The organism is Methylobacterium sp. C33D (assembly GCF_053345825.1).
In genome coordinates this window covers 1-18,872 of sequence record NZ_JBKFAV010000047.1, presented here as the reverse complement: position 1 = coordinate 18,872, position 18,872 = coordinate 1, and the positions used below count along the sequence as shown (strand labels likewise).

23 protein-coding genes and 1 tRNA gene are annotated in these 18,872 nt (G+C 71.9%); 13 read left to right on the top strand and 11 right to left on the bottom strand.

Translation table 11 applies throughout. The features are described 5' to 3' along the window. The first annotated feature begins 196 nt into the window (after window positions 1-196). The gene (gene leuC, locus ACLBXO_RS27365) at window positions 197-1,609 is read left to right on the top strand and encodes a 3-isopropylmalate dehydratase large subunit (RefSeq protein ID WP_447687368.1); all 1,413 of its coding nucleotides are present in this window, start codon (window positions 197-199) and stop codon (window positions 1,607-1,609) included. A 67-nt stretch (window positions 1,610-1,676) separates the two neighbouring features. Then, window positions 1,677-1,761: transfer RNA gene (locus tag ACLBXO_RS27360), tRNA-Leu, on the top strand. Between the two features lie 711 nt (window positions 1,762-2,472). Here the strand turns inward: ACLBXO_RS27360 and ACLBXO_RS27355 are convergent. From ACLBXO_RS27355 to ACLBXO_RS27340, 4 genes are all read right to left on the bottom strand, one after another. Next, window positions 2,473-2,607, bottom strand: coding sequence for a hypothetical protein (locus ACLBXO_RS27355; protein WP_447687367.1), 135 nt, complete (start codon window positions 2,605-2,607; stop codon window positions 2,473-2,475). Between the two features lie 371 nt (window positions 2,608-2,978). After that, window positions 2,979-3,194, bottom strand: coding sequence for a hypothetical protein (locus ACLBXO_RS27350; RefSeq protein ID WP_331314962.1), 216 nt, complete (start codon window positions 3,192-3,194; stop codon window positions 2,979-2,981). 4 nt (window positions 3,195-3,198) lie between these two features. Then, a complete protein-coding gene (locus ACLBXO_RS27345; protein ID WP_331315014.1) occupies window positions 3,199-3,600 on the bottom strand; it encodes a thiol-disulfide oxidoreductase DCC family protein in 402 nt (133 codons plus the stop codon). A gap of 22 nt (window positions 3,601-3,622) precedes the next feature. Next, window positions 3,623-4,075, bottom strand: coding sequence for an anaerobic typically selenocysteine-containing protein (locus ACLBXO_RS27340; RefSeq protein WP_331314961.1), 453 nt, complete (start codon window positions 4,073-4,075; stop codon window positions 3,623-3,625). 250 nt (window positions 4,076-4,325) lie between these two features. Between ACLBXO_RS27340 and ACLBXO_RS27335 the strand changes: the two genes are divergently transcribed. Next, entirely contained in the window at window positions 4,326-5,381 is a 1,056-nt protein-coding gene (locus ACLBXO_RS27335) for a serine endopeptidase (RefSeq protein WP_447687366.1), read from the top strand. Between the two features lie 25 nt (window positions 5,382-5,406). Here the strand turns inward: ACLBXO_RS27335 and ACLBXO_RS27330 are convergent, their stop codons facing one another. Next, a complete protein-coding gene (locus ACLBXO_RS27330; RefSeq protein WP_331314958.1) occupies window positions 5,407-6,486 on the bottom strand; it encodes a tartrate dehydrogenase in 1,080 nt (359 codons plus the stop codon). Between the two features lie 137 nt (window positions 6,487-6,623). Here ACLBXO_RS27330 and ACLBXO_RS27325 point away from each other — a divergent pair, with 137 nt between their 5' ends. From ACLBXO_RS27325 to ACLBXO_RS27310, 4 genes are all read left to right on the top strand, one after another. Beyond that, window positions 6,624-7,358, top strand: coding sequence for a response regulator transcription factor (locus ACLBXO_RS27325; RefSeq protein WP_331314956.1), 735 nt, complete (start codon window positions 6,624-6,626; stop codon window positions 7,356-7,358). Next, window positions 7,358-8,731: a sensor histidine kinase gene (locus ACLBXO_RS27320; protein ID WP_447687365.1), complete on the top strand. Its 1,374-nt coding sequence runs from the start codon at window positions 7,358-7,360 to the stop codon at window positions 8,729-8,731. The genes ACLBXO_RS27325 and ACLBXO_RS27320 overlap by 1 nt, the downstream gene beginning before the upstream one ends. Before the next feature lie 181 nt (window positions 8,732-8,912). Next, entirely contained in the window at window positions 8,913-9,176 is a 264-nt protein-coding gene (locus tag ACLBXO_RS27315) for a GCG_CRPN prefix-to-repeats domain-containing protein (RefSeq protein WP_447687364.1), read from the top strand. An 84-nt stretch (window positions 9,177-9,260) separates the two neighbouring features. Next, on the top strand, window positions 9,261-9,590 hold the full coding sequence (locus tag ACLBXO_RS27310) for a GCG_CRPN prefix-to-repeats domain-containing protein (RefSeq protein WP_447687363.1): 330 nt from the start codon (window positions 9,261-9,263) through the stop codon (window positions 9,588-9,590). A gap of 30 nt (window positions 9,591-9,620) precedes the next feature. Here ACLBXO_RS27310 and ACLBXO_RS27305 read toward each other — a convergent pair whose 3' ends face one another. From ACLBXO_RS27305 to ACLBXO_RS27290, 4 genes are all read right to left on the bottom strand, one after another. Continuing rightward, the gene (locus ACLBXO_RS27305; RefSeq protein ID WP_331314952.1) at window positions 9,621-10,607 is read right to left on the bottom strand and encodes an inorganic phosphate transporter; all 987 of its coding nucleotides are present in this window, start codon (window positions 10,605-10,607) and stop codon (window positions 9,621-9,623) included. Window positions 10,608-10,622: 15 nt separating this feature from the next. Then, on the bottom strand, window positions 10,623-11,264 hold the full coding sequence (locus ACLBXO_RS27300) for a DUF47 domain-containing protein (RefSeq protein ID WP_447687362.1): 642 nt from the start codon (window positions 11,262-11,264) through the stop codon (window positions 10,623-10,625). Between the two features lie 118 nt (window positions 11,265-11,382). Next, window positions 11,383-11,637: a hypothetical protein gene (locus tag ACLBXO_RS27295; RefSeq protein WP_331314948.1), complete on the bottom strand. Its 255-nt coding sequence runs from the start codon at window positions 11,635-11,637 to the stop codon at window positions 11,383-11,385. Between the two features lie 120 nt (window positions 11,638-11,757). Then, on the bottom strand, window positions 11,758-11,970 hold the full coding sequence (locus tag ACLBXO_RS27290; protein ID WP_331314946.1) for a hypothetical protein: 213 nt from the start codon (window positions 11,968-11,970) through the stop codon (window positions 11,758-11,760). Window positions 11,971-12,209: 239 nt separating this feature from the next. Between ACLBXO_RS27290 and ACLBXO_RS27285 the strand changes: the two genes are divergently transcribed. The 3 genes from ACLBXO_RS27285 (at window position 12,210) to ACLBXO_RS27275 (ending at window position 13,499) form a co-directional block, all read left to right on the top strand. Further along, the gene (locus ACLBXO_RS27285) at window positions 12,210-12,422 is read left to right on the top strand and encodes a hypothetical protein (RefSeq protein WP_331314945.1); all 213 of its coding nucleotides are present in this window, start codon (window positions 12,210-12,212) and stop codon (window positions 12,420-12,422) included. A 136-nt stretch (window positions 12,423-12,558) separates the two neighbouring features. Then, a complete protein-coding gene (locus tag ACLBXO_RS27280; RefSeq protein WP_331314943.1) occupies window positions 12,559-12,783 on the top strand; it encodes a hypothetical protein in 225 nt (74 codons plus the stop codon). A gap of 518 nt (window positions 12,784-13,301) precedes the next feature. Beyond that, window positions 13,302-13,499 (top strand): hypothetical protein, encoded by a 198-nt coding sequence (locus tag ACLBXO_RS27275; RefSeq protein ID WP_331314942.1) that lies wholly within the window; start codon window positions 13,302-13,304, stop codon window positions 13,497-13,499. 59 nt (window positions 13,500-13,558) lie between these two features. Here the strand turns inward: ACLBXO_RS27275 and ACLBXO_RS27270 are convergent, their stop codons facing one another. Beyond that, on the bottom strand, window positions 13,559-14,275 hold the full coding sequence (locus ACLBXO_RS27270) for a cache domain-containing protein (protein ID WP_331314940.1): 717 nt from the start codon (window positions 14,273-14,275) through the stop codon (window positions 13,559-13,561). Window positions 14,276-14,387: 112 nt separating this feature from the next. Continuing rightward, the gene (gene murI, locus ACLBXO_RS27265) at window positions 14,388-15,263 is read right to left on the bottom strand and encodes a glutamate racemase (RefSeq protein ID WP_331314938.1); all 876 of its coding nucleotides are present in this window, start codon (window positions 15,261-15,263) and stop codon (window positions 14,388-14,390) included. A gap of 286 nt (window positions 15,264-15,549) precedes the next feature. Here murI and egtB point away from each other — a divergent pair, with 286 nt between their 5' ends. The 3 genes from egtB to ACLBXO_RS27250 all read left to right on the top strand — a co-directional run. After that, complete coding sequence (egtB, locus tag ACLBXO_RS27260) at window positions 15,550-16,818, top strand: ergothioneine biosynthesis protein EgtB (RefSeq protein WP_331314937.1); 1,269 nt, start codon at window positions 15,550-15,552, stop codon at window positions 16,816-16,818. Between the two features lie 18 nt (window positions 16,819-16,836). Continuing rightward, entirely contained in the window at window positions 16,837-17,811 is a 975-nt protein-coding gene (gene egtD, locus ACLBXO_RS27255; RefSeq protein ID WP_447687361.1) for an L-histidine N(alpha)-methyltransferase, read from the top strand. 26 nt (window positions 17,812-17,837) lie between these two features. Further along, the coding region (locus tag ACLBXO_RS27250; RefSeq protein ID WP_447687360.1) for an adenylate/guanylate cyclase domain-containing protein at window positions 17,838-18,872 on the top strand (1,035 nt) is incomplete at its 3' end.

Here is an 18,872-nt window from a genome sequence, read left to right as displayed (position 1 = left end):
TCCCGGCATAGAGCCTGTGCGGGGTGGGGCGCCAGCGCGCCGGAGCCGCCGGCGGTGACAGCCGCGCGGATCAGCCGGGCGGCCGTTCGGCCGGCACAGGGCCTGCCTCTTTCGAAAACCGCGCGCGATGCCTACTAAGGACCACGCATCATCGCGAGAGTTCTGCACCGACCCCACTCGCCGAAGACGAAGACCGATGACCAGCCCGCGCACCCTCTACGACAAGATCTGGGACGACCACGTCGTCGATGTCCAGCCGGACGGCTCCAGCCTCCTCTACATCGACCGGCACCTCGTCCACGAAGTGACGAGCCCGCAGGCCTTCGAGGGTCTCCGCGTGGCCGGCCGCAAGGTGCGCCATCCGGAGAAGACGCTGGCCGTGGTGGACCACAATGTCCAGACCTCGGACCGCTCGCAGGGCATCGACGATCCCGAGAGCCGCACGCAGCTCGAAGCGCTCGCCGAGAACGTGCGCGACTTCGGGATCGAGTTCTACGACGCGCTCGACCGGCGCCAGGGCATCGTCCACATCATCGGCCCCGAGCAGGGCTTCACGCTGCCCGGCCAGACGATCGTGTGCGGCGATTCGCACACCTCGACGCACGGCGCCTTCGGGGCGCTGGCCCACGGGATCGGCACCTCGGAGGTCGAGCACGTGCTCGCCACTCAGACCCTGGTGCAGCGCAAGGCCCGGAACATGCGCGTCACCGTCGACGGCACGCTGCCGCCCGGCGTGACCGCGAAGGACATCATCCTGGCGATCATCGGCGAGATCGGGACCGCGGGCGGCACCGGCCACGTCATCGAGTACGCCGGCGAGGCGATCCGCGCCCTCTCGATGGAGGGACGGATGACGATCTGCAACATGTCGATCGAGGGCGGCGCCCGCGCCGGCATGGTCGCCCCCGACGCGACGACCTTCGCGTACGTGAAGGACCGCCCGAAGGCGCCGAAGGGCGCGGCCTTCGACGCGGCCCGCCGCTACTGGGAGAGCCTCGTCACCGACGCGGGCGCGCATTTCGACCGCGAGGTGCGCCTCGACGCGGCCAACCTGCCGCCGATCGTCAGCTGGGGCACGAGCCCCGAGGACGTAATCTCGGTGCAGGGCCGCGTGCCGGACCCGTCCGAGATCGCCGACGAGAACAAGCGGCAGTCGAAGGAGAAGGCGCTCGCCTACATGGGCCTGACGCCGGGCACCCGGATCACCGACATCACCCTGGACCGGATCTTCATCGGCTCCTGCACCAACGGCCGCATCGAGGACCTGCGCGAGGTCGCGCGGGTCGTCGGGGACCGGAAGGTCCATGACGGCGTCTCGGCGATGATCGTGCCGGGCTCCGGCCTCGTGAAGGCGCAGGCGGAGGCCGAGGGTCTCGACAAGATCCTGAAGGCGGCGGGCTTCGACTGGCGCGAGCCGGGCTGCTCGATGTGCCTCGGCATGAACCCGGACAAGCTGCGTCCGGGCGAGCGCTGCGCCTCGACGTCGAACCGCAACTTCGAGGGCCGCCAGGGTCCGCGCGGGCGCACGCACCTCGTGTCCCCGGCGATGGCGGCGGCCGCGGCGGTCGCCGGACACTTCGTCGACATCCGGGAGTGGCCGCAGGGCTGAAATCGCGATTGACGCCGGCGGCTCCGTTGCCTAAACGGAGCCGTCGCCGGCCGATGGCCGACGGCGAGCCCAGGTGGCGGAATTGGTAGACGCGCTGGTTTCAGGTACCAGTCTCGCGAGAGGTGAAGGTTCGAGTCCTTTCCTGGGCACCAAATGCCTGACAGCAGCCCGCCAACGCATTGGCGGGCTTTGTTGTTTCTAGGGTGCGGACGTCCCGGACCGGCCTGCGGGAGCCCGTGGCGTCCCGCCGGCCGTAGGGCCTGGACGATCCGCGTGCCGGTTGCGCCGTCTCGGCTTCCGTCCGGACGACGAACGGGGCACAGCGCCTCCGCCGCGTGGGCCGCGGCGCCCGGATCCGACCATTTCCCGTTGAAGACAGAGCCGGCGCGGTCACTCCCGCGATGGTCTCCCGCTCCGAGCGAAGCGTCGGCGCGACGGGCCCGAACGCATCCGTGCCGTTGACGGCGCGTGACGGGTGCTGGCCCTTGCCCGACGCGCACGCACGGAGGATCGGGCGGTCGGAAGCTGCCACCCGCCGAACGGGAGTCTCGACGGCGATGCCTGCGGGCTCTCGGGCGGATCGTGCCTTCGACGATCCGACGGGCTTGGCGGCGTCCCGGTCATCCGACAGGTCGCCCCGGGCTCGGGCGGGTCGCCGATCGCTTCGGGGACCGGAACCAGGCGCCGTCCCGCGCGTAGACCGAGCCTCGACATTCCCCCAGCGAGACCACCTCGAACCGCCCGGCCCCGGCCGAGGCGGTTTTTTCGTGCCGGGCGTCCGCTCGCGCGGCGCTTGCGGCGGCGCGTCGTCCCTCCAGGGATCCACTCAGCCCCGCCGGCACCGCCGCGCGGGGCTCTTTCGGTCAGGCCTCGGTGACGCGCCTGTAGCTCGCGGCGAACGCCTCGGCTTCCTCGTGCGTCAGATCGGTGACCACGAGCCCCGGCGCGTAGACCGTCCAGCGGCCGTCGTTGTCCTCCGACATACGGATCTCGACCACCGCGGACCTCCTCGATCTCGAGTAGAAGCTCGCTGTCAGACTGACGATTTCCTGTGCCGGATCAATACCTCTTACGATGCTGGAGGCGCCCCGGCGCGGACGCGCCCGGCCGATCGGCGCCGGCTCTGGCTGCCGAATCCCCGAGCGGGACCGCCGCGCCGCGGCACGGGCACGGACCGGTAACCCCGGTCGGTCAAGCTGTGCGCGAGCCAAGTTGCGTATCGGCTCGGCTCACCCGCTGGTGAGATCAGGCGCTCCCCCGCCCCGTGAGCAGATCGGGGCGGGGCCGAGAGCGCGGTCGGCGGCCCGGCAACCGGTCTGCCGTATCCCGCGGCCCTGTCCGACCCGGAGCCCGCCGCCGCGCGTGACCGCTACAGCCAGCGCTCGTCGAGGTCGGTCGCGTTTCGGTCCGCCACGGGCTGCGTCTCGTCGCCCTCGGCGAAGACCACCACGTCGTCCGGTCCGACATCGCGGGTCGCGTAGAAATCCCAGCGCCGGTGGATCACGCGCGGGCCGCCGAAGATCCGGAAGGCGTTCCAGTACCGGTCGTCCCGGAAGCCGACGTAGTGGACGCAGCGGGTGCCCATCGACTCACCGCAGGCGGGCCAACAGCCGGGCCAGGCGCGGCCGCAGCGGCAGCGACAGCCGGTAGGCCAGCTCGGCGAGCGGGAGTATCGGACGGACGCCGAGGACGCGCAGCTCGACCAGACGGCCGAGCCAGCGCCAAGCGGGCAGGGTCCGCCAGAGGCGCGCGAACGCGGCGGCGCCGGAGATCAGCCGCCCGTCCGCGGTCCGGACGTGGAAGCGGCGCAGGGCTCGGTCCCGGTCGAGATCCGCGCCGAGCGCCGGCTCGGGCGCCCCGCGACCGACGTCGACGAAGGCGAGCCGGTCCGCGCCGGCGCAGCCGCGATACTGGTCGATCTCGGCGCGGCACAGCGGGCAGCCGCCGTCGTAGTAGACGGTGATCGGCCCGTCGGAGCGCTCGTCGGCCATAGCCGCGCCGGTGGTCACGGTCTCAGTTCGCCGGCGGGCTCAGGACCAGCCTGCCCTTGAAGGGCGCGTCGGCGTTGCGCGTGCTGGTGCAGGCGTAATCCTCCTGCCCGGCCTTCATCGTCCGCAGGCGCAGCGTGCCTCTGCCGTTCTGCTTGACCGTGTAGCCCTTCTCGCTGGCGACATGCACGAGGTCGCCGTCGGCGTGCAGCACGAGGCCGTTCTCGAACTGCCCGGGCGCGGTGATCGTAACCGGCGCGTCGGCGCTGCTCACGATGTTCAGCGCGACGTTGGTGTCGGCCGGAAGCTTCAGCTCGGCCGGGTCGCAGACCGGCTTGCCGTCCTTCATGCTGATCGTCAGCTCCACGGGCGGCATCGCGTCCGTCGCGGGCGGCGGCAGGGGCTTGCCCTGGGCCAGGGCCGGTCCCGCGGCCAGGAGAGCCAGGAGCGTCGCCGATCCGCGCGCGAGTGTCCGCATGAGGTCAGTCCCGATTGGATGGGTCGGCGCGGTCCGCCGAGCACACCGGCGGGAAAGGCGGTTCGGTCGGCGACGTTCCCGGGCGCAACGCCGCACCCGGGCGGCGTGGGAGGATCCCGCTCGCGCGCGGATCGGCCCGTGATCGCGCCCGCGGGCGGGCGGGGTGACCCTGCCGCCGGCTCGGCCCGGATACCCGAAGCGCGGCGCGGGGTATAAGGACCCGCTTCGGTTTTCGGCGAGGTCGATTCGCGTGCGGTCCGGTTCAAGGCTCTCCGAACGCTGGTTCACGCTGGCGCTCTGGCTCGTCGCGCTGGTCTTCGCGTGGTTCCTGATCGGTCTGGGATCGCTGGTCGTCGGCGATCTGCCGCAGGTGGAGCACCGCTACACCCTCGACCAGTTCCTCGACACCGAGCAGGGAACGGCGTCGGCCGAGGCCCTCAAGCAGATCCGCCGGGAGCAGGAGGACAATCGCCGGACGGTCGAGCAGGATCAGCTCGCCCTCGAGGCGGCGCAGTCCGCATCCGAGGGTGCGCGCGAGACCTTCGCCAACTGGCTGAAGACCCGCGACGCCACCCAGCGGGTCGACCAGGATCCCGGGCTCATCGCGCGCACCCAGCAGCTCGACGCGCTGAAGGCCGCCGAGCGCGCCATCGAGGAGCGGCTCGCCGCCCTGGCGCGGACGGGTCTCGACCTGTCGGAGCGCGAGGCGGCGCAGCTGCGCGTGGACACCGATCTGCGGGCCGCGGCGCAGACGCGCCTCGACGCGGCCGAGCGCGGCCAGGAGCTGCGCGTCTTCGGCTACCGGCTGGCCCTCACGCTGCCGCTGCTGGCCCTCGCCGGATGGCTCCTGCTCAAGCGCCGCCGCACCCGCAACTGGCCGTTCGTGTGGGGCTTCGCCTTCGCGGCCGCATTCGCGTTCTTCGTCGAGCTCGTGCCCTACATGCCGAGCTACGGCGGCTACGTGCAGTACGGCGTCGGCGTGATCGTCACGCTGGTCGCGGGTCGCGCGGCGATCAACGCGCTGCACGCCTACCGCGCCCGGCAGGCCGTGGTGGAGGCGCGCCCGGACGCCGAGCGGCGGACCGAGATCGCCACCGACCAGGCCCTGGCGCGCCTCGCCAAGAAGGCGTGCCCAGGCTGCGAGCGGCCGATCGCCCTCGACGACGCGAGCACGAACTTCTGCCCCCATTGCGGGCTCGGCATCTTCGCGCACTGCCCGTCCTGCGCGCAGCGCAAAAGCACCTTCGAGCGCTTCTGCCGGGCCTGCGGCACCCGCAGCCCGGATCTCGCGAGCGCGGTGTCCTGAGGCCGCCCGAACCTGCCGGCGCGCCTCAGGCGTTGTCGCCCCGGATTGCCGCGATGACCGCGTCGGTGACCTGACGCGTCGTCGCCGTGCCGCCGAGGTCCGGCGTGTGCAGGTTCGGATCCGCCGTGACCCGCTCGACCGCGCGCATCAGCCGGTCGGCCGCCGGCTTCTCGCCGAGGTGCTCCAGCATCTGGCACGCCGTCCAGAAGGTCGCGATCGGGTTCGCGATGCCCTTGCCGGTGATGTCGAAGGCCGAGCCGTGGATCGGCTCGAACATCGACGGGAAGGTCCGCTCCGGGTTGATGTTGGCGGTCGGCGCGATGCCGAGCGAGCCGGCGAGCGCCGCCGCGAGATCCGACAGGATGTCGGCGTGCAGGTTCGTCGCCACGATCGTGTCGAGAGTCTCGGGCTTCGTCACCATGCGCATCGTCATGGCGTCGACCAGCATCTTGTCCCAGGTCACGTCCGGGAAGTCCGCGGCGACCGCGGCGGCGATCTCGTCCCACATCACCATGGCGTGGCGCTGAGCATTCGATTTGGTGACGACGGTCAGCAGCTTGCGCGGACGGGAGCGGGCGAGTTCGAAGGCGTAGCGGATGATCCGGTCGACCCCCGAGCGGGTCATCATCGAGACGTCGGTGGCGACCTCGTTGGGATGGCCCTGGTGGACCCGACCGCCGACGCCCGCGTACTCGCCCTCCGAGTTCTCGCGCACGATCACCCAGTCGAGTTCCGGGCCCGAGACGTTGCGCAGCGGGCTGGTGATGCCCGGCAGGATCCGGGTCGGGCGGACGTTGGCGTACTGGTCGAAGGGCTGGCAGATCGCGAGCCGCAGGCCCCAGAGGGTGATGTGGTCAGGCACGTCCGGCGCCCCCACGGCGCCGAAGAAGATCGCGTCGTGGTTCCGGATCTGCGCGCGGCCGTCGGCCGGCATCATCACGCCGTGTTTCTTGTAGTAGTCCGAGCCCCAGTCGAAATGGTCGAAGCGGAAGGCGAAGGACCCGGTCTTCTCGGCCAGCGCGTCGAGCACCTCGATGCCGGCGGCGATGACTTCGACGCCGATGCCGTCCGCCGGGATGGCCGCGATGGTGTAGGTCTTCGTCATGGGTGTCTTCCCAGAAATCTTCGGGGGTCGGGCGAGAAGGCGGGCGCGGGCTCGAGGTCCGGATCGGGACGTGTAACGTTTTGTGACACCGCGCAGTTTCGCGTTGCCGTGCCGCCGGCCGCCCCTATGCTCGCCCCATGCACGAGGGCACCACCATCGCCATCGTCGAGGACGATCCCGACATTCGCGCCCTGCTCGCCGGCTACCTGGAGGGCGAGGGGTTCCGCGCCGTCGCCCTCGACGGGGGCGCGGCCCTCGACCGCCTGATCGCGGCGGGCCCCGCGCCCGACCTCGTCGTCCTCGACTGGATGCTGCCCGGCGAGGACGGGCTGTCGATCTGCCGGCGCCTGCGCGAATCGGACGGTCCGCCGGTCGTGATGCTGACCGCCAAGGACGAGGACATCGACCGGGTGCTCGGCCTGGAGATGGGCGCCGACGACTACGTCTCGAAGCCGTTCAACCCGCGGGTCCTGCTGGCCCGCATTCGCGCGGTCCTGCGCCGGGCCCACGGCGCCGGCGGCCAGCCCGCCGAGGCCGCGTCCGAGCGGCTGAGTGTCGCCGACCTCGTTGTCGATCTCGCGGCCCGCACGGTGCTGACCGGCGACCCCGCCGCCGAGATCCCGCTGACCAGCGCCGAGTACGACCTGCTCCAGTGCTTCGTCACCCGGCCGCAGCGGGTGCTCTCGCGCGACCAGCTCCTCGACTGGACCCGCGGCCGGACCGCCGACGCCTTCGACCGCACCATCGACGTTCAGGTCAGCCGCCTGCGGCACAAGCTCGACGCCGCGGGCAGCTGCGCCGCGTCCCTGCTCAAGACGGTGCGCAACGCCGGCTACATCCTGGCCGCCCCGGTCCGCTCCGGCACGCCGTGATGGGCCGTGTCGGGCTCCTCGGGCGCATCATGCTGCTCCTGCTGGGCGCCCTCTCCCTGCTCGTCCTCGCCACCGTGGCCCTGGATCACTGGCAGCGCCGGGAGGAGCGGCTGCCCGCGGGCTCGCGCTTCCCGCGGGTCGACCAGGCCGCCGGCATCATGACGCTGCTGCGCGACGCGGATCCCGCCCAGAGGCCGGCCATCCTGAAGGCGGTGAGCGGCGAGGTGCTGCGGGCCGAGATCGTCGACGCGCCACCCGACACCGTCGACCTGATCCGCGAGCCCCGCCTGGAAACGCGGATCCGGCGGATGACGGCCGAGCCCGCCGACCGCGTCCAGGCCTACACCGACAACGCCCTGCTGCGCCGCGGCGTCGATCCGGCCCACATCGACCAGGCGGAGCGCTCCGGACCGGTCGGACGCCTCGCGATGGCGACCTACCGGCTGCCCGACGGCCGGTACGCGGTGATCACGGCGGCCCAGCACCACCGCTCGCTGATGCCGTGGCTGTTCGGCCAGCCGCTGAGCCTCTGGGTGGCGGTGCTCGGCGCCGCGGCGGCGGGTCTCGTCCTGGTCGGCACGCGCCACGAACTCGCGCCGCTGCGGCGCCTCACCGACGCGGTCTCCCGGTTCGACGGCCGCGCCCCGGAGCGGGTGAGCGCGCCCCGGGGGGCGCCCGAGATCCGGCGTCTCGCCCAGGCGGTGCAGGGCATGCAGGAGCGGATCGCCGGCCTCATGGCCGAGCGCTCGCTGCTGATCGGCGCCATCTCGCACGACCTCAAGACCTATCTGACGCGGCTGAGGCTCCGCGCCGAGGTGGTGGCGGAGCCGCTGCTCCGGGACAAGCTCGTGGCGGATCTCGACGCCATGACCGAACTGCTCGACGCGTCCCTGGGATTTGCCCGCGGCACCGCCGTCGAGGCGACCCGGGCGCCGGTGGATCTCGCCGATCTCGTCGCCGTCGAGGTGGCCGAGCACGCCGCTCAGGGCGCCGCGATCACCCTGACCGGCGAGGAGGTGCGGGACGCCACCGTGGCCGGCGACGCGGTCGCCCTGCGCCGGGTCGTGGCCAACCTGATCGGTAACGCCGTCAAGTTCGGACGCTCCTCGGTGGCGGTGGCGGTGAGCCGGGCCGGGACGGTCTGCCGCATCGTCATCGAGGATGACGGTCCGGGCATTCCCGAGGCGGAGCGGACGGCGGTGTTCAGCCCGTACTACCGGATCGAGCGCTCGCGCAGCCGGAAGACCGGCGGGACCGGCCTCGGCCTCGCCATCAGCCGGCAGATCGCCGAGGCCCACGGCGGCACGGTGGTGGCGGAAGCCCGTGCGGGCGGCGGCGCGCGGCTCGTCGTGACCCTGCCGAGCCTGTCCTGAACGCGGGCGGCAACGGGCCCGCAACCGGCCGTTACACATCGTTACAGGACGGCGCGGCGCGGTCACATCCGAGAAGCGCGCGCGGACGAACCTTCGCTCACACGCCGCGGCGAATCCTCCGCCCCGGCGACGGCAGCCGGCCCCGGGCCGGACTGCCCGATCGAGCAGAAGGAGATCATCGATGTTGAATGTTCTCGCCCCGGCCGCGCTCCTCGTCGGCCTCGCGGTCCCCGCCTCGGCGCTGCCGCTGGTGCAGGACGCGGTCTCCGACGGCGCCGACGGCGCCCGGATCATCCAAGTCTACGGCGGCTGCGGACCCTACGGCCATCGCGGCCCCTACGGCGGCTGCCGCACCGGCGGCCAGTGGGGCGGCTACGTTCGCGGCCGCTCGTGCCCGGCGGGCTTCCACATGGGACCCTACGGGCGCCGCTGCTGGCCGAACTGAGAGGCCGCGATACCCGCTCGCCCGCACCCTTCCGCGTCCGGCCCCGCGGCCGGACTCCCGTGGAGACTCCGCTGGAGTTGAGTCATGATCCGCACCCTCGTCATGCCCGTGGCGCTCGCCGCGGGAGTTCTGATGGCCGGTTCGCCCGCCGAGGCGCGCGACGGCTGCGGGCCCGGTTTCCACCGCAACGTCTACGGCTGGTGCCGGCCGAATCTGGGCTACAGGCCGTTCGTCTACGTCCCGGTCTATCCGCGCGTCGGCTACCGGTGGCACTACGGCTACCGCTGGCACCGACGCTTCGCGTGGGGCGGCGGCTATCGCTGGGGCGGCTTCCGCCATGCCGGCTGGCATCGGGGCTGGCACGGTGGCTGGCACGGTGGCTGGCACCATGGCGGCTGGCATCACCGCTGGTGATCCCGTGCCGGATCCGGCCGCGACCCGCCCTCAAGGCAGGACGAGGCCCGACGCCGCGTAGGTCAGGGCCGCGACCAGGGCCGCGGCCGGCATCGTGATCACCCAGGCGATCACGATGCCCTGCGCGACGTTCCAGCGGACCGCCGAGACGCGACGCGCCGCGCCGACGCCGACGATGGCGCCCGTGATCGTGTGGGTGGTCGAGACCGGGATGCCGAAGGCGGTCGCGGCGAACAGCGTCGCGGCGCCGCCGGTCTCGGCGCAGAAACCCTGCATGGGCGACAGCCGCGTGATCTTGGAGCCCATCGTGTGGACGATGCGCCAGCCGCCCAGAAGGGTGCCGAGGGCCATGGCGGTCTGGCAGGACAGCACCACCCAGAGCGGCACGTGGAAGGCCCCGCTCTCGCCGTGGGCGTAGAGCAGGGCCGCGATGATGCCCATGGTCTTCTGGGCGTCGTTGCCGCCGTGGCCCAGGGAGTAGAGCGAGGCCGAGACGAACTGCAGGCCCCGGAACAGGCGGTCCACGGCGTGCGGCGTCGAGCGGACGAAGATCCACGAGACGGCCAGCATCAGCAGCAGCCCCAGGGCGAAGCCGAGGGCCGGCGAGAGGACGATGGCGGCGCTGGTGGCGATGACGCCGGGCCAGACGATCACGCCGACCCCCGCCTTGGCGATGCCGGCGCCGAGCAGGCCACCGATCAGGGCATGGGAGCTGGAGGACGGGATCCCGGCGTACCACGTGACCAGGTTCCACGTGATGGCGCCGCCGAGCGCGCCCATGATGACCCGGTCGTCCACCGTGGCGACGTCGATGATGCCCGAGCCCACCGTCCCGGCGACGTGCAGGCCGAAGACCAGGAAGGCCACGAAGTTGAAGAACGCCGCCCAGAACACGGCGTAGCGGGGCGCCAGCACGCGCGTCGACACGATGGTGGCGATGGAGTTCGCGGCGTCGTGAAGCCCGTTCAGGAAATCGAAGACCAGGGCGAGGGCGATGAGGACGACGAGGAGCGTCACGCGGCGACCTGCGGCTCAGACGTGTTCGACGACGATGCTGCTGATCTGGTTCGCGACGTCCTCGAACCGGTCCATGACCTTCTCCAGGTGGCCGTACAGCTCGGACCCGACGAGGAAGGCCATGGGGTCGCGTCCCGAGGCCCTGAACAGGGCCTTCAGCCCGTCATTGTGCAGGTCGTCGGCGCGCCCCTCCAGCTCGATGACGCGCTCGGTCAGGCTGTTGAGCGCGGCGGCGTTCTCGCCGAGGGCCCGCAGCTTCGGCAGCGCCACGGCGGTCACCTGCGCGGCCTCCTGGATGACCGCCCCCATCTCGCGCATCGCCGGCTCGAAGGTGGTCACCTCGAAGAGCTGGACCGCCTTGGCGGTCTTGAGCATCTGGTCGATGGCGTCGTCGAGGGAGCCGACCAGGGCCTGGATGTCGCCGCGGTCGAACGGCGTGATGAAGGTCCGGCGGACCGCCAGCAGCGCCTCGCGGGTGATCCCGTCCGCCGCGTCCTCGTGGGCCGCGATCGCCGCGTAGGCCGCCGGGACGGCCTGAGTCCCGTCGAGAAGGCCTCGCAGGGCGGCCGCGCCGTCCTCGAGCGTTCGCGCGTGACGCTCGAAGAGGTCGAAGAACCGGTCCTCCCGCGGCATCAGGGCGCGAAACCAAGCCAGCATGTCGTGTCCGGATCGAGAGGTCGGCGTGTCGGCCGGGTGCGACGACACCCGGCAGTCACAACGGGCGAAGATGCCGACCCGATCCGGAAGTCGGCAAACAATCCTGCGGGCGTTCCGCTCAGCGGGACCGGCTGGCGGCGTGGAGCCAGCCGAAATCCACCGGGTAGCCGAGCCCGTGCAGCATCTTCACCCGCTTCCACGAGGCCGACCGCGCCGAGACCGCGTCCTGCCCGGCGTCGATCTCGGCGCTCTCCATCTCCTGGAGTTCCTGGGTCAGCGCCTCGCGCAGGCCTGTGGCCTTCATGTTGCCGAGTGCGGCGGTGAACGCCTGCTCGGCGATCCGAACCTGATCACAAATCTGACGCACGCTCATCAGTACCGATCCCTCCAGCCCGGCATGAACACTGCACTTCCGCAGTCGATCGGAAGCTATCACGCGAGCCGGCGGCGGGAGACGTACGTCTTTGGTGCATCATCTCCGGTGCCGCGACCGTCACCGCAGGGGGAGCAGGCCGGGGCGCCGCATCGTCCGCGGCGGGCGCGGCCAGCGCCGCTTGCGCCCGAAGATCCGGCGCGGATCGGAGAGGCGCGCGTCCACCTCCATCTTGCGCCCCGAACGCGGCGGGACGCTGGCGCCGATCGCCACCAGCGCGGCCGACCCGATCAGCGCGACGAGTACCGCGCCCCAGAACACGCTCTCGAACATCAGGCACTCCCGGACCGGAGTCCCGCCGCAGACCGTTCCGAGCTGCGGACGATTGCGGAGGAAGCTAGACCATTCCCACGAATGTAATCAACGCCGCGTATCGTTCTGTATTCAACTGTCGACAACTGATTGCGCCGCCCCTGCGCCCGCGGCCGTCGCGGATCCCTGCCCTTGCGCAGGATCAATGCGCCCGCCGCCCCGGTCTCCGAACGTCCTCGCGCGGAAACGGAGCCCGGACCATGCGCCTCTATCGCGTCACCTTCTACAAGACCGTCGCGGACGATACCGGCCACGAGCACCGGGTGCGGCAGCACGCGGTCCTGGTCCGGGCGCCGTCGGACGTGTCGGCCATCTGGCAAGCCAAGGCACTCCTCTGCGCGGACGCCCGGGTCGTCGACTGGCGCCTGCGCGCGGACAGCTGCGAGGTCAAGGCCCTCCCGGTCGCCGCGTAGGTCGACCGCACCGGGCCTGCGCGCGGCAGGATCGGACTATCCCCGCCGGCAAAGCTTAAATCTTAAATTATGCAAATATTCTTCGGTCTCTAACGTACTATATTGCACCGAGTCGCCATCCGCCCAAGATGATGCGATGACAGATGCAGCTCATCAACCTTCGCAATACGTGATCACAGCCTCGGCGCAGCGCGGCGATCTGCGTCAGACCCGGAAACGGGCCGCCAGCGCCGTGGTCCTGGCGCGATCCTGGATCGCGGCCGGCTACGAGGCCGTTAGGATCACCGATCCGTCGGGCAAGGTCCTCAGCCCCGAACGGTACCGGGTCAAGATCATGACCGGCGGCCGGCCCTATCACTAGCGCCAACCCTGTCCGTATCGGAACGGTCCGGAGGACCGGCAACTCCGGTCGATCCGCCCGCGCCCCGCGGCCCCATCCGTGCGCGAGGGGGGCCCGCGCCGCCTGCGGCGCGGACCGGGCCATCGCTCCGTTCCGAACGCGATCGGGAGCGACTCCAGCACCCGACGACGGCGGCCCCGCGACGACGGGGTGCGGCGGCCGCTCGGGCCCGGGACAGCGACAGGTCGGACCGACAAGCCTCCCGTCTGTCGGGGATCAAGGCTCCGAAGCTCGGCCGGTGCGGCACCGCACGCCGCGAAACCTTGCCGTCCCGCTGCGGCCCCATTCCGCTGCGACACCGCCCGGGTCGGCCCGTCGATCGCCAGCGCCCTGTCCCGGGGCCTCGCGGTGGCGGCGAAGATCCCGACGCCGGACCCCGCGCGCCTGCCCGCGCGGGCCGGGCCGATCGGGGCGGGTTTTACGAAGCGTTCATCCTCCGGGTGTCCGATCCGGGGGGCAGGGGCGGGAAAGCGGAAGCGATGCCGAGCGAGACCAACCGAGTGACTCAGGACGCCCCGGCACAGGAGCCGATCCTGGAGCTGTGGCGCATCCTCGCCCTCGCGCTGATCGTCGCGGCCGGCATGCTGTTCGTGCACCTCGTCGTCCCCGCCGAGGCCGACGCGGCCGCGGCCCCGATCGCGACGGCGCAGACCGCGGGCTCCCAGACCCTGCGATGACGGGCCCGGCCTGAGAGGGCCCCGACGCGGCACCCGGTCCGCTTCCGGCCGCGCGCCGCCTACTTGCCCCGCGCCGCGCCGAGCGCGGCCTGATCCAGCGCGCTCGCTGCCGCCCTCAGCTCGCGCCGGGCCTCGGCGATCGCCGCAACCCTCTGGTCGCCCTGCGCAGTCAGGGCCTCCAGGAAGGCGGTCCAGTCCGCGCGGGCAGCGGCGGGGATCTGGCCGTCGAGCTTCTGGCGCAGCAGCGCGACGCGCCCCTCGGGCGTCGCGACCGCCGGGGCCGCGGCATCGGAATCGTACACGCCGACCGCGCAGGTCTGGTCCTCGGCCCGGGTGTAGTAGGTGGTCTTGGGCTCCTCGACGGTGCTGCCCGGCTTGGGGAACAGGTAGCGGATCACCGAGATCTCGCCGGGCTTCGCCGTGTCCAGCATCGTCCGGATGAAGTGATTGCCGGTCCGGTCGTGCAGGTCGCGGACGTCGTGCCCCTTCAGGATCGGGTTCGGATGGGCGGTCATCACGCCGTCCGGGCCGATACAGAACACGTAGGTGTCGGCGGTGCGAAACCCGCCGGTGCCGTCGGTGAAGTCCCGGAGCGCCCGGGCCCTGTCGGCCTTCAGCGCCCGGTCGACGCGCCCGAGCATCCAGGACGCGAAGCCGTTGGGGCTCGGATCGTCGCAGGAGACGGGAGCCTCACCGTCGCCGCAGGCCCAGGCCGGCGCGACCGGCCCCAGCACCAGCACTGCGAGAATCGCGAGTCGCGAAGCTTTCGACGCCATCGGCACCTCCCGAACGCGACATATCCAGTCGAGTCGGGACGATGAGAGACCTGTCAGACTGGATTGGCAATCATCCAAACAAGTCTTGACAGGGCGAAAGCGGCGCGGAGCGTCACTGCATCGGCAGCGGGACCGCCTCGACGCCGACGTCGCCGATCCCCCGGGCAGCGAGGGCCGCGCGCAGGGCGTCCGTCAGGCAGGTGCCGGCCGTGAAGGCGCCGAGCGCCGAACCGTGACGGTCCGCCTCACGGGGGAGGGGACCGATCAGCTGCACGACGCGGCGGGCGATGGCGGGCGCCGGATCGATCCAGGCCACCGGCCACGGCGCGACCGCCTGGAGGCGCGGCAGCAGCAGGGGATAGTGGGTGCAGGCGAGGCAGACCACGTCGGTGCGGCGCCCGTCCGCCTCCATGACGAAACAGGGGGCGATCTCGGCGGCGAGGGTGGCGTCGTCCACCGGCGCGCCCGCGAGCTCGGCCTCCGCGAAGGCGGCGAGGTTCTGCGAGCCGACCAGCGTCACCGCGCAGGCACCGGCGTAGGTCGCGATCAGGTCGTGGGTGTAGGAGCGGGCCACCGTGCCGGGCGTCGCCAGCAGGGTCACGAGCCGCGAGCGCGTCGCCTCGGCGGCCGGCTTGATCGGCGGGACGACCCCCACGAAGGGCGTGGTGAAGCGCTGGCGCAGCGCCGGGAGCACCAGCGTCGAGGCGGTGTTGCAGGCGATGACCACGAGGTCGGGCCGGTGGGTCGCGACCAGCCGCTCCATCACGGTGAGGACGCGGGCGACGAGGGTCGCCTCCGAGAGCCGGCCGTACGGGAAGGCGGCGTCGTCGCCGACATAGACGTAGCGGGCATCCGGACGGGCGCGCCGCACCGCGTCGAGGACGGTGAGGCCGCCGAGGCCGGAATCGAACACCAGGATGGTCGGCTCGGCGGCACAGCGCAGCGCGGCGGCTGACAGGCTGGCCCCGGCCATCAGATCGATCCGCATGAGAACCCCGGACTCCTCGAAGAGCGTCCCAAAATCTCGGCAGCGAGGGTTAAGGCGATGTCACTACGGCGAGAGAAAGACCCGCGATCCCCAACCCGTTCCGTTAACCGCCGCGCCGCGGCGGCGAAGAGGCCCGGTCGGCCGCACGCCGACCGCGCTGGCGGGAAGCCGCTCGCGAGACTGCTCTTGCAGAGGTTGTCGGAACACGTCCGGAACATATCTTCTGCGCGCCGGCCGGGGTCGAGAAGGCATTTCTCGGTCAGGCCCGAAACAAGGGACCATCGTCATGGCAGCGACAGCCGCACTGCGCCCGGACGAGACACGCGACCCCGCGGCACCGGCCTTCCCGCCGCCGCACGTCACGGCCCGGCCGATCGACCGGGCCGCCTGGATCGCCGCCTACCGGCAGGTCCGGGGCGAGACCGAGCGCCGCGCCGCGCCGCTCTCCCCGGAGGACCAGCAGGTCCAGTCCATGGCCGATGCCAGCCCGACCAAGTGGCACCGGGCGCACGTCACGTGGTTCTTCGAGCAGTTCCTGCTCCGGGAGCACCTGCCGGGCTACGCGATCTACGACGCGCGGCTGCACTATCTGTTCAACTCGTACTACGTGGCGGCCGGCCCCCGTCAGCCGCGCATCCAGCGCGGCATGATCACCCGCCCGACCACGGCGGAGGTCGCGGCCTACCGCGCCCATATCGACCGGGCGGTCGAGGCCCTGCTGGGCCAGGCCTCCGAGCGCGCCCTGGAGGCGGTGCTGCCGATCCTGGAGATCGGCCTCTACCACGAGCAGCAGCACCAGGAGCTCCTCCTCACCGACATCCTGCACGCCTTCGCGCAGAACCCGCTCAACCCGGCCTACGACCCGGACTGGCGCTTCCCGCGGGCGGCGGCGCAGGCCGGCCAAGTCACCCTCGACCGCGCCGTCGCGTGGATCGGGCATGACGGGGAGGGGTTCTCGTTCGACAACGAGTCGCCGCGCCACGAGACGCTGATCCCGGCCGGACGCCTCGACCGGGCGCTGGTGACGAACCGCCAGTGGCTCGCCTTCATGGAGGATGGCGGCTACGCCAAGCCGGAGCTGTGGCTCTCGGACGGCTGGTATGCCGGACCGGCGGAGGGCTGGGAGGCCCCCGGCTACTGGCGCCGGGACGGGGCGGGGTGGGCGACCATGACGCTGGGCGGCGAGCGTCCGGTGGACCTCGACGCGCCCGTCACCCATGTCAGCTACTACGAGGCCGACGCCTACGCCCGCTGGTCCGGCCGCTTCCTGCCGACCGAGTTCGAGTGGGAGGTCGCGGCCCGCGACGGCGGCCTGCCGGACGCCTTCGGCCTCGTCTGGCAGTGGACCCGCAGCGCCTACGTCCCCTACCCGGGCTACCGGCCGCTCCCGGGGGCGCTCGGCGAGTACAACGGCAAGTTCATGGCCAACCAGTTCGTGCTGCGGGGCTCGTCGGTGGCGACCCCCGCGGGCCATGCCCGGCTGCCGTACCGCAACTTCTTCTATCCGCACCAGCGCTGGCAGTTCACCGGCCTGCGCCTCGCCGACGCCGCCTGACGCGCCCCGGAGCCGCCCTTGACCATCAAGCCCACCTTCGCCGACGCGACGCCGGTCACGCTGGACGCGCCGCCGCTGAGCTTCCTCGACGACGTCCGTGCGGGCCTGTCCAAACCGCAGAAGGCCCTCTCGCCGAAATACTTCTACGACGAGGCCGGGTCCGCGCTGTTCGAGGCGATCACCCGGCTGCCGGAATACTACCCGACCCGGACCGAGATCGGCATCCTCGACGCCTGCGGTCCCGAGATCGCCGCGCTGCTGCCGGCGCACGCGGCTCTGGTGGAGTTTGGCAGCGGCTCGACCGTGAAGCTGCGCCGCCTCCTGCACCACCTCGACACCCTCGCGGCCTACGTGCCGGTGGACGTCTCGGGCGAGTTCCTGCGCGGGCAGGCGGAGGCCCTGCGGGGCGACTTCCCGGACCTGCGGGTCGAGCCGGTCGTGGCCGACTTCACCCGCGACTTCGACCTGCCGGAGAGCCTGAACGGCCTGCCGCGCGCCGGGTTCTTCCCGGGCTCGACCATCGGCAACTTCGACCCGCACGAGGCCGAGGATCTGCTGCGCCGGTTCGGCCGGATCCTGGGGCCGGGCGCCCACATGATCGTGGGCGTCGACCTCGTGAAGGACGCGGCGGTGCTGGAGACCGCCTACGACGACGCGCAGGGCGTGACGGCCGCCTTCAACCTCAACCTCCTGACCCGGATCAACCGGGAGCTCGCCGGCCGCTTCGAGCCCGGCGCGTTCAGCCACAGGGCGGTGTTCAACACCGACGCCTCGCGGATCGAGATGCATCTCGTCGCCCGCGACGCCCAGGCCGTGCGGGTCGGCGCCGAAACCTTCGCGTTCGCGGCGGGCGAGACGATCCACACCGAGAGCAGCTACAAGTACACGCCGGCCACGTTCCGCGCGCTGACCGAGCGGGCGGGCTGGACGTGGCTGACGGTCTGGACGGACCCGGACAAGCTGTTCTCGGTCCACGCGCTCCGGCTGGACTGAGCGGGGCCGGGCGGGACACGCGATCCATGCGTTACGGCCCGCCCTGGTTCCTGCTGGTGGCGCCCGCGCTGGGCGCCCTGGCGGGGCTCCTCTACGGGGTGATCTTCGGGATCGCCCCGCTGACCGGCACGGCGATCCGCGGCGCGATCATCGGCACGCCGATCCTGCTCTACGAGCGCCGGCTGCTGGCGCCGCGGCTGCGCGACCGCGTCCGCGGCCTCGCGACACCGCTGTTCCTGATCGCCACGGTGGCGCTCTACATCGCGCTGATCGTGCTCGGGAACGCGGTCGCCAGCACCGTGCTGAACCAGCTGTTCCGCTTCATGTACAGCGAGCGGAACGCGATGCTGATGTCGCAGTCCGGCCTGCTCTACGCGCTCTGCATCTCGGCCCTGGTCGTGTTCGTGTTCCGGGTCCGCGACCTGATCGGGCCCGGCGTCTTCGCCAACCTGCTGATCGGACGCTACCACAGGCCGATCAGCGAGGAGCGGATCTTCCTCTTCCTCGACGTGACCGGGTCGACGCGCTTCGCCGACCGCCACGGCGACCGGGCGGCGCAGGCCTATCTCGGGCAGGTGTTCAACGCCCTGGCGCTGCCGGTGGCCCGCGCCCGCGGCTCGATCGACGACTACGTCGGCGACCTCGCGCTGGTGACCTGGACGATGGAGCGGGGCCTGCGCGACGCCGCCTGCCTGCGCTGCGTCTTCGCGTTCCAGGAGCGGCTCGCCGCCGAGGCGGAGACCTGGCGGGATCGCTTCGGGCAGGTGCCGCAATTCCGCGCCGCGCTGCATTGCGGCCCGGTCGTGACCGCCGAGATCGGGCTGGAGCGGCACAAGATCGCGTATTTCGGCGACGTCGTGAACACGACGGCCCGGCTGGAGGCGCTGTCGAAGACCCTGGGCGTCGACGTCCTCGTCTCGGCCGACCTCCTGGCCCGGCTGGGGCCGCTGCCGGCCGACCTCGTGGCGGAGGATCTCGGCGCCCACGCCCTGCGCGGCCGCGCCGAGCCCCTGGCGGTGGCGGCGCTCCGGCGCCGGGCCGCCGCCGCGGCGCCCGCGCGG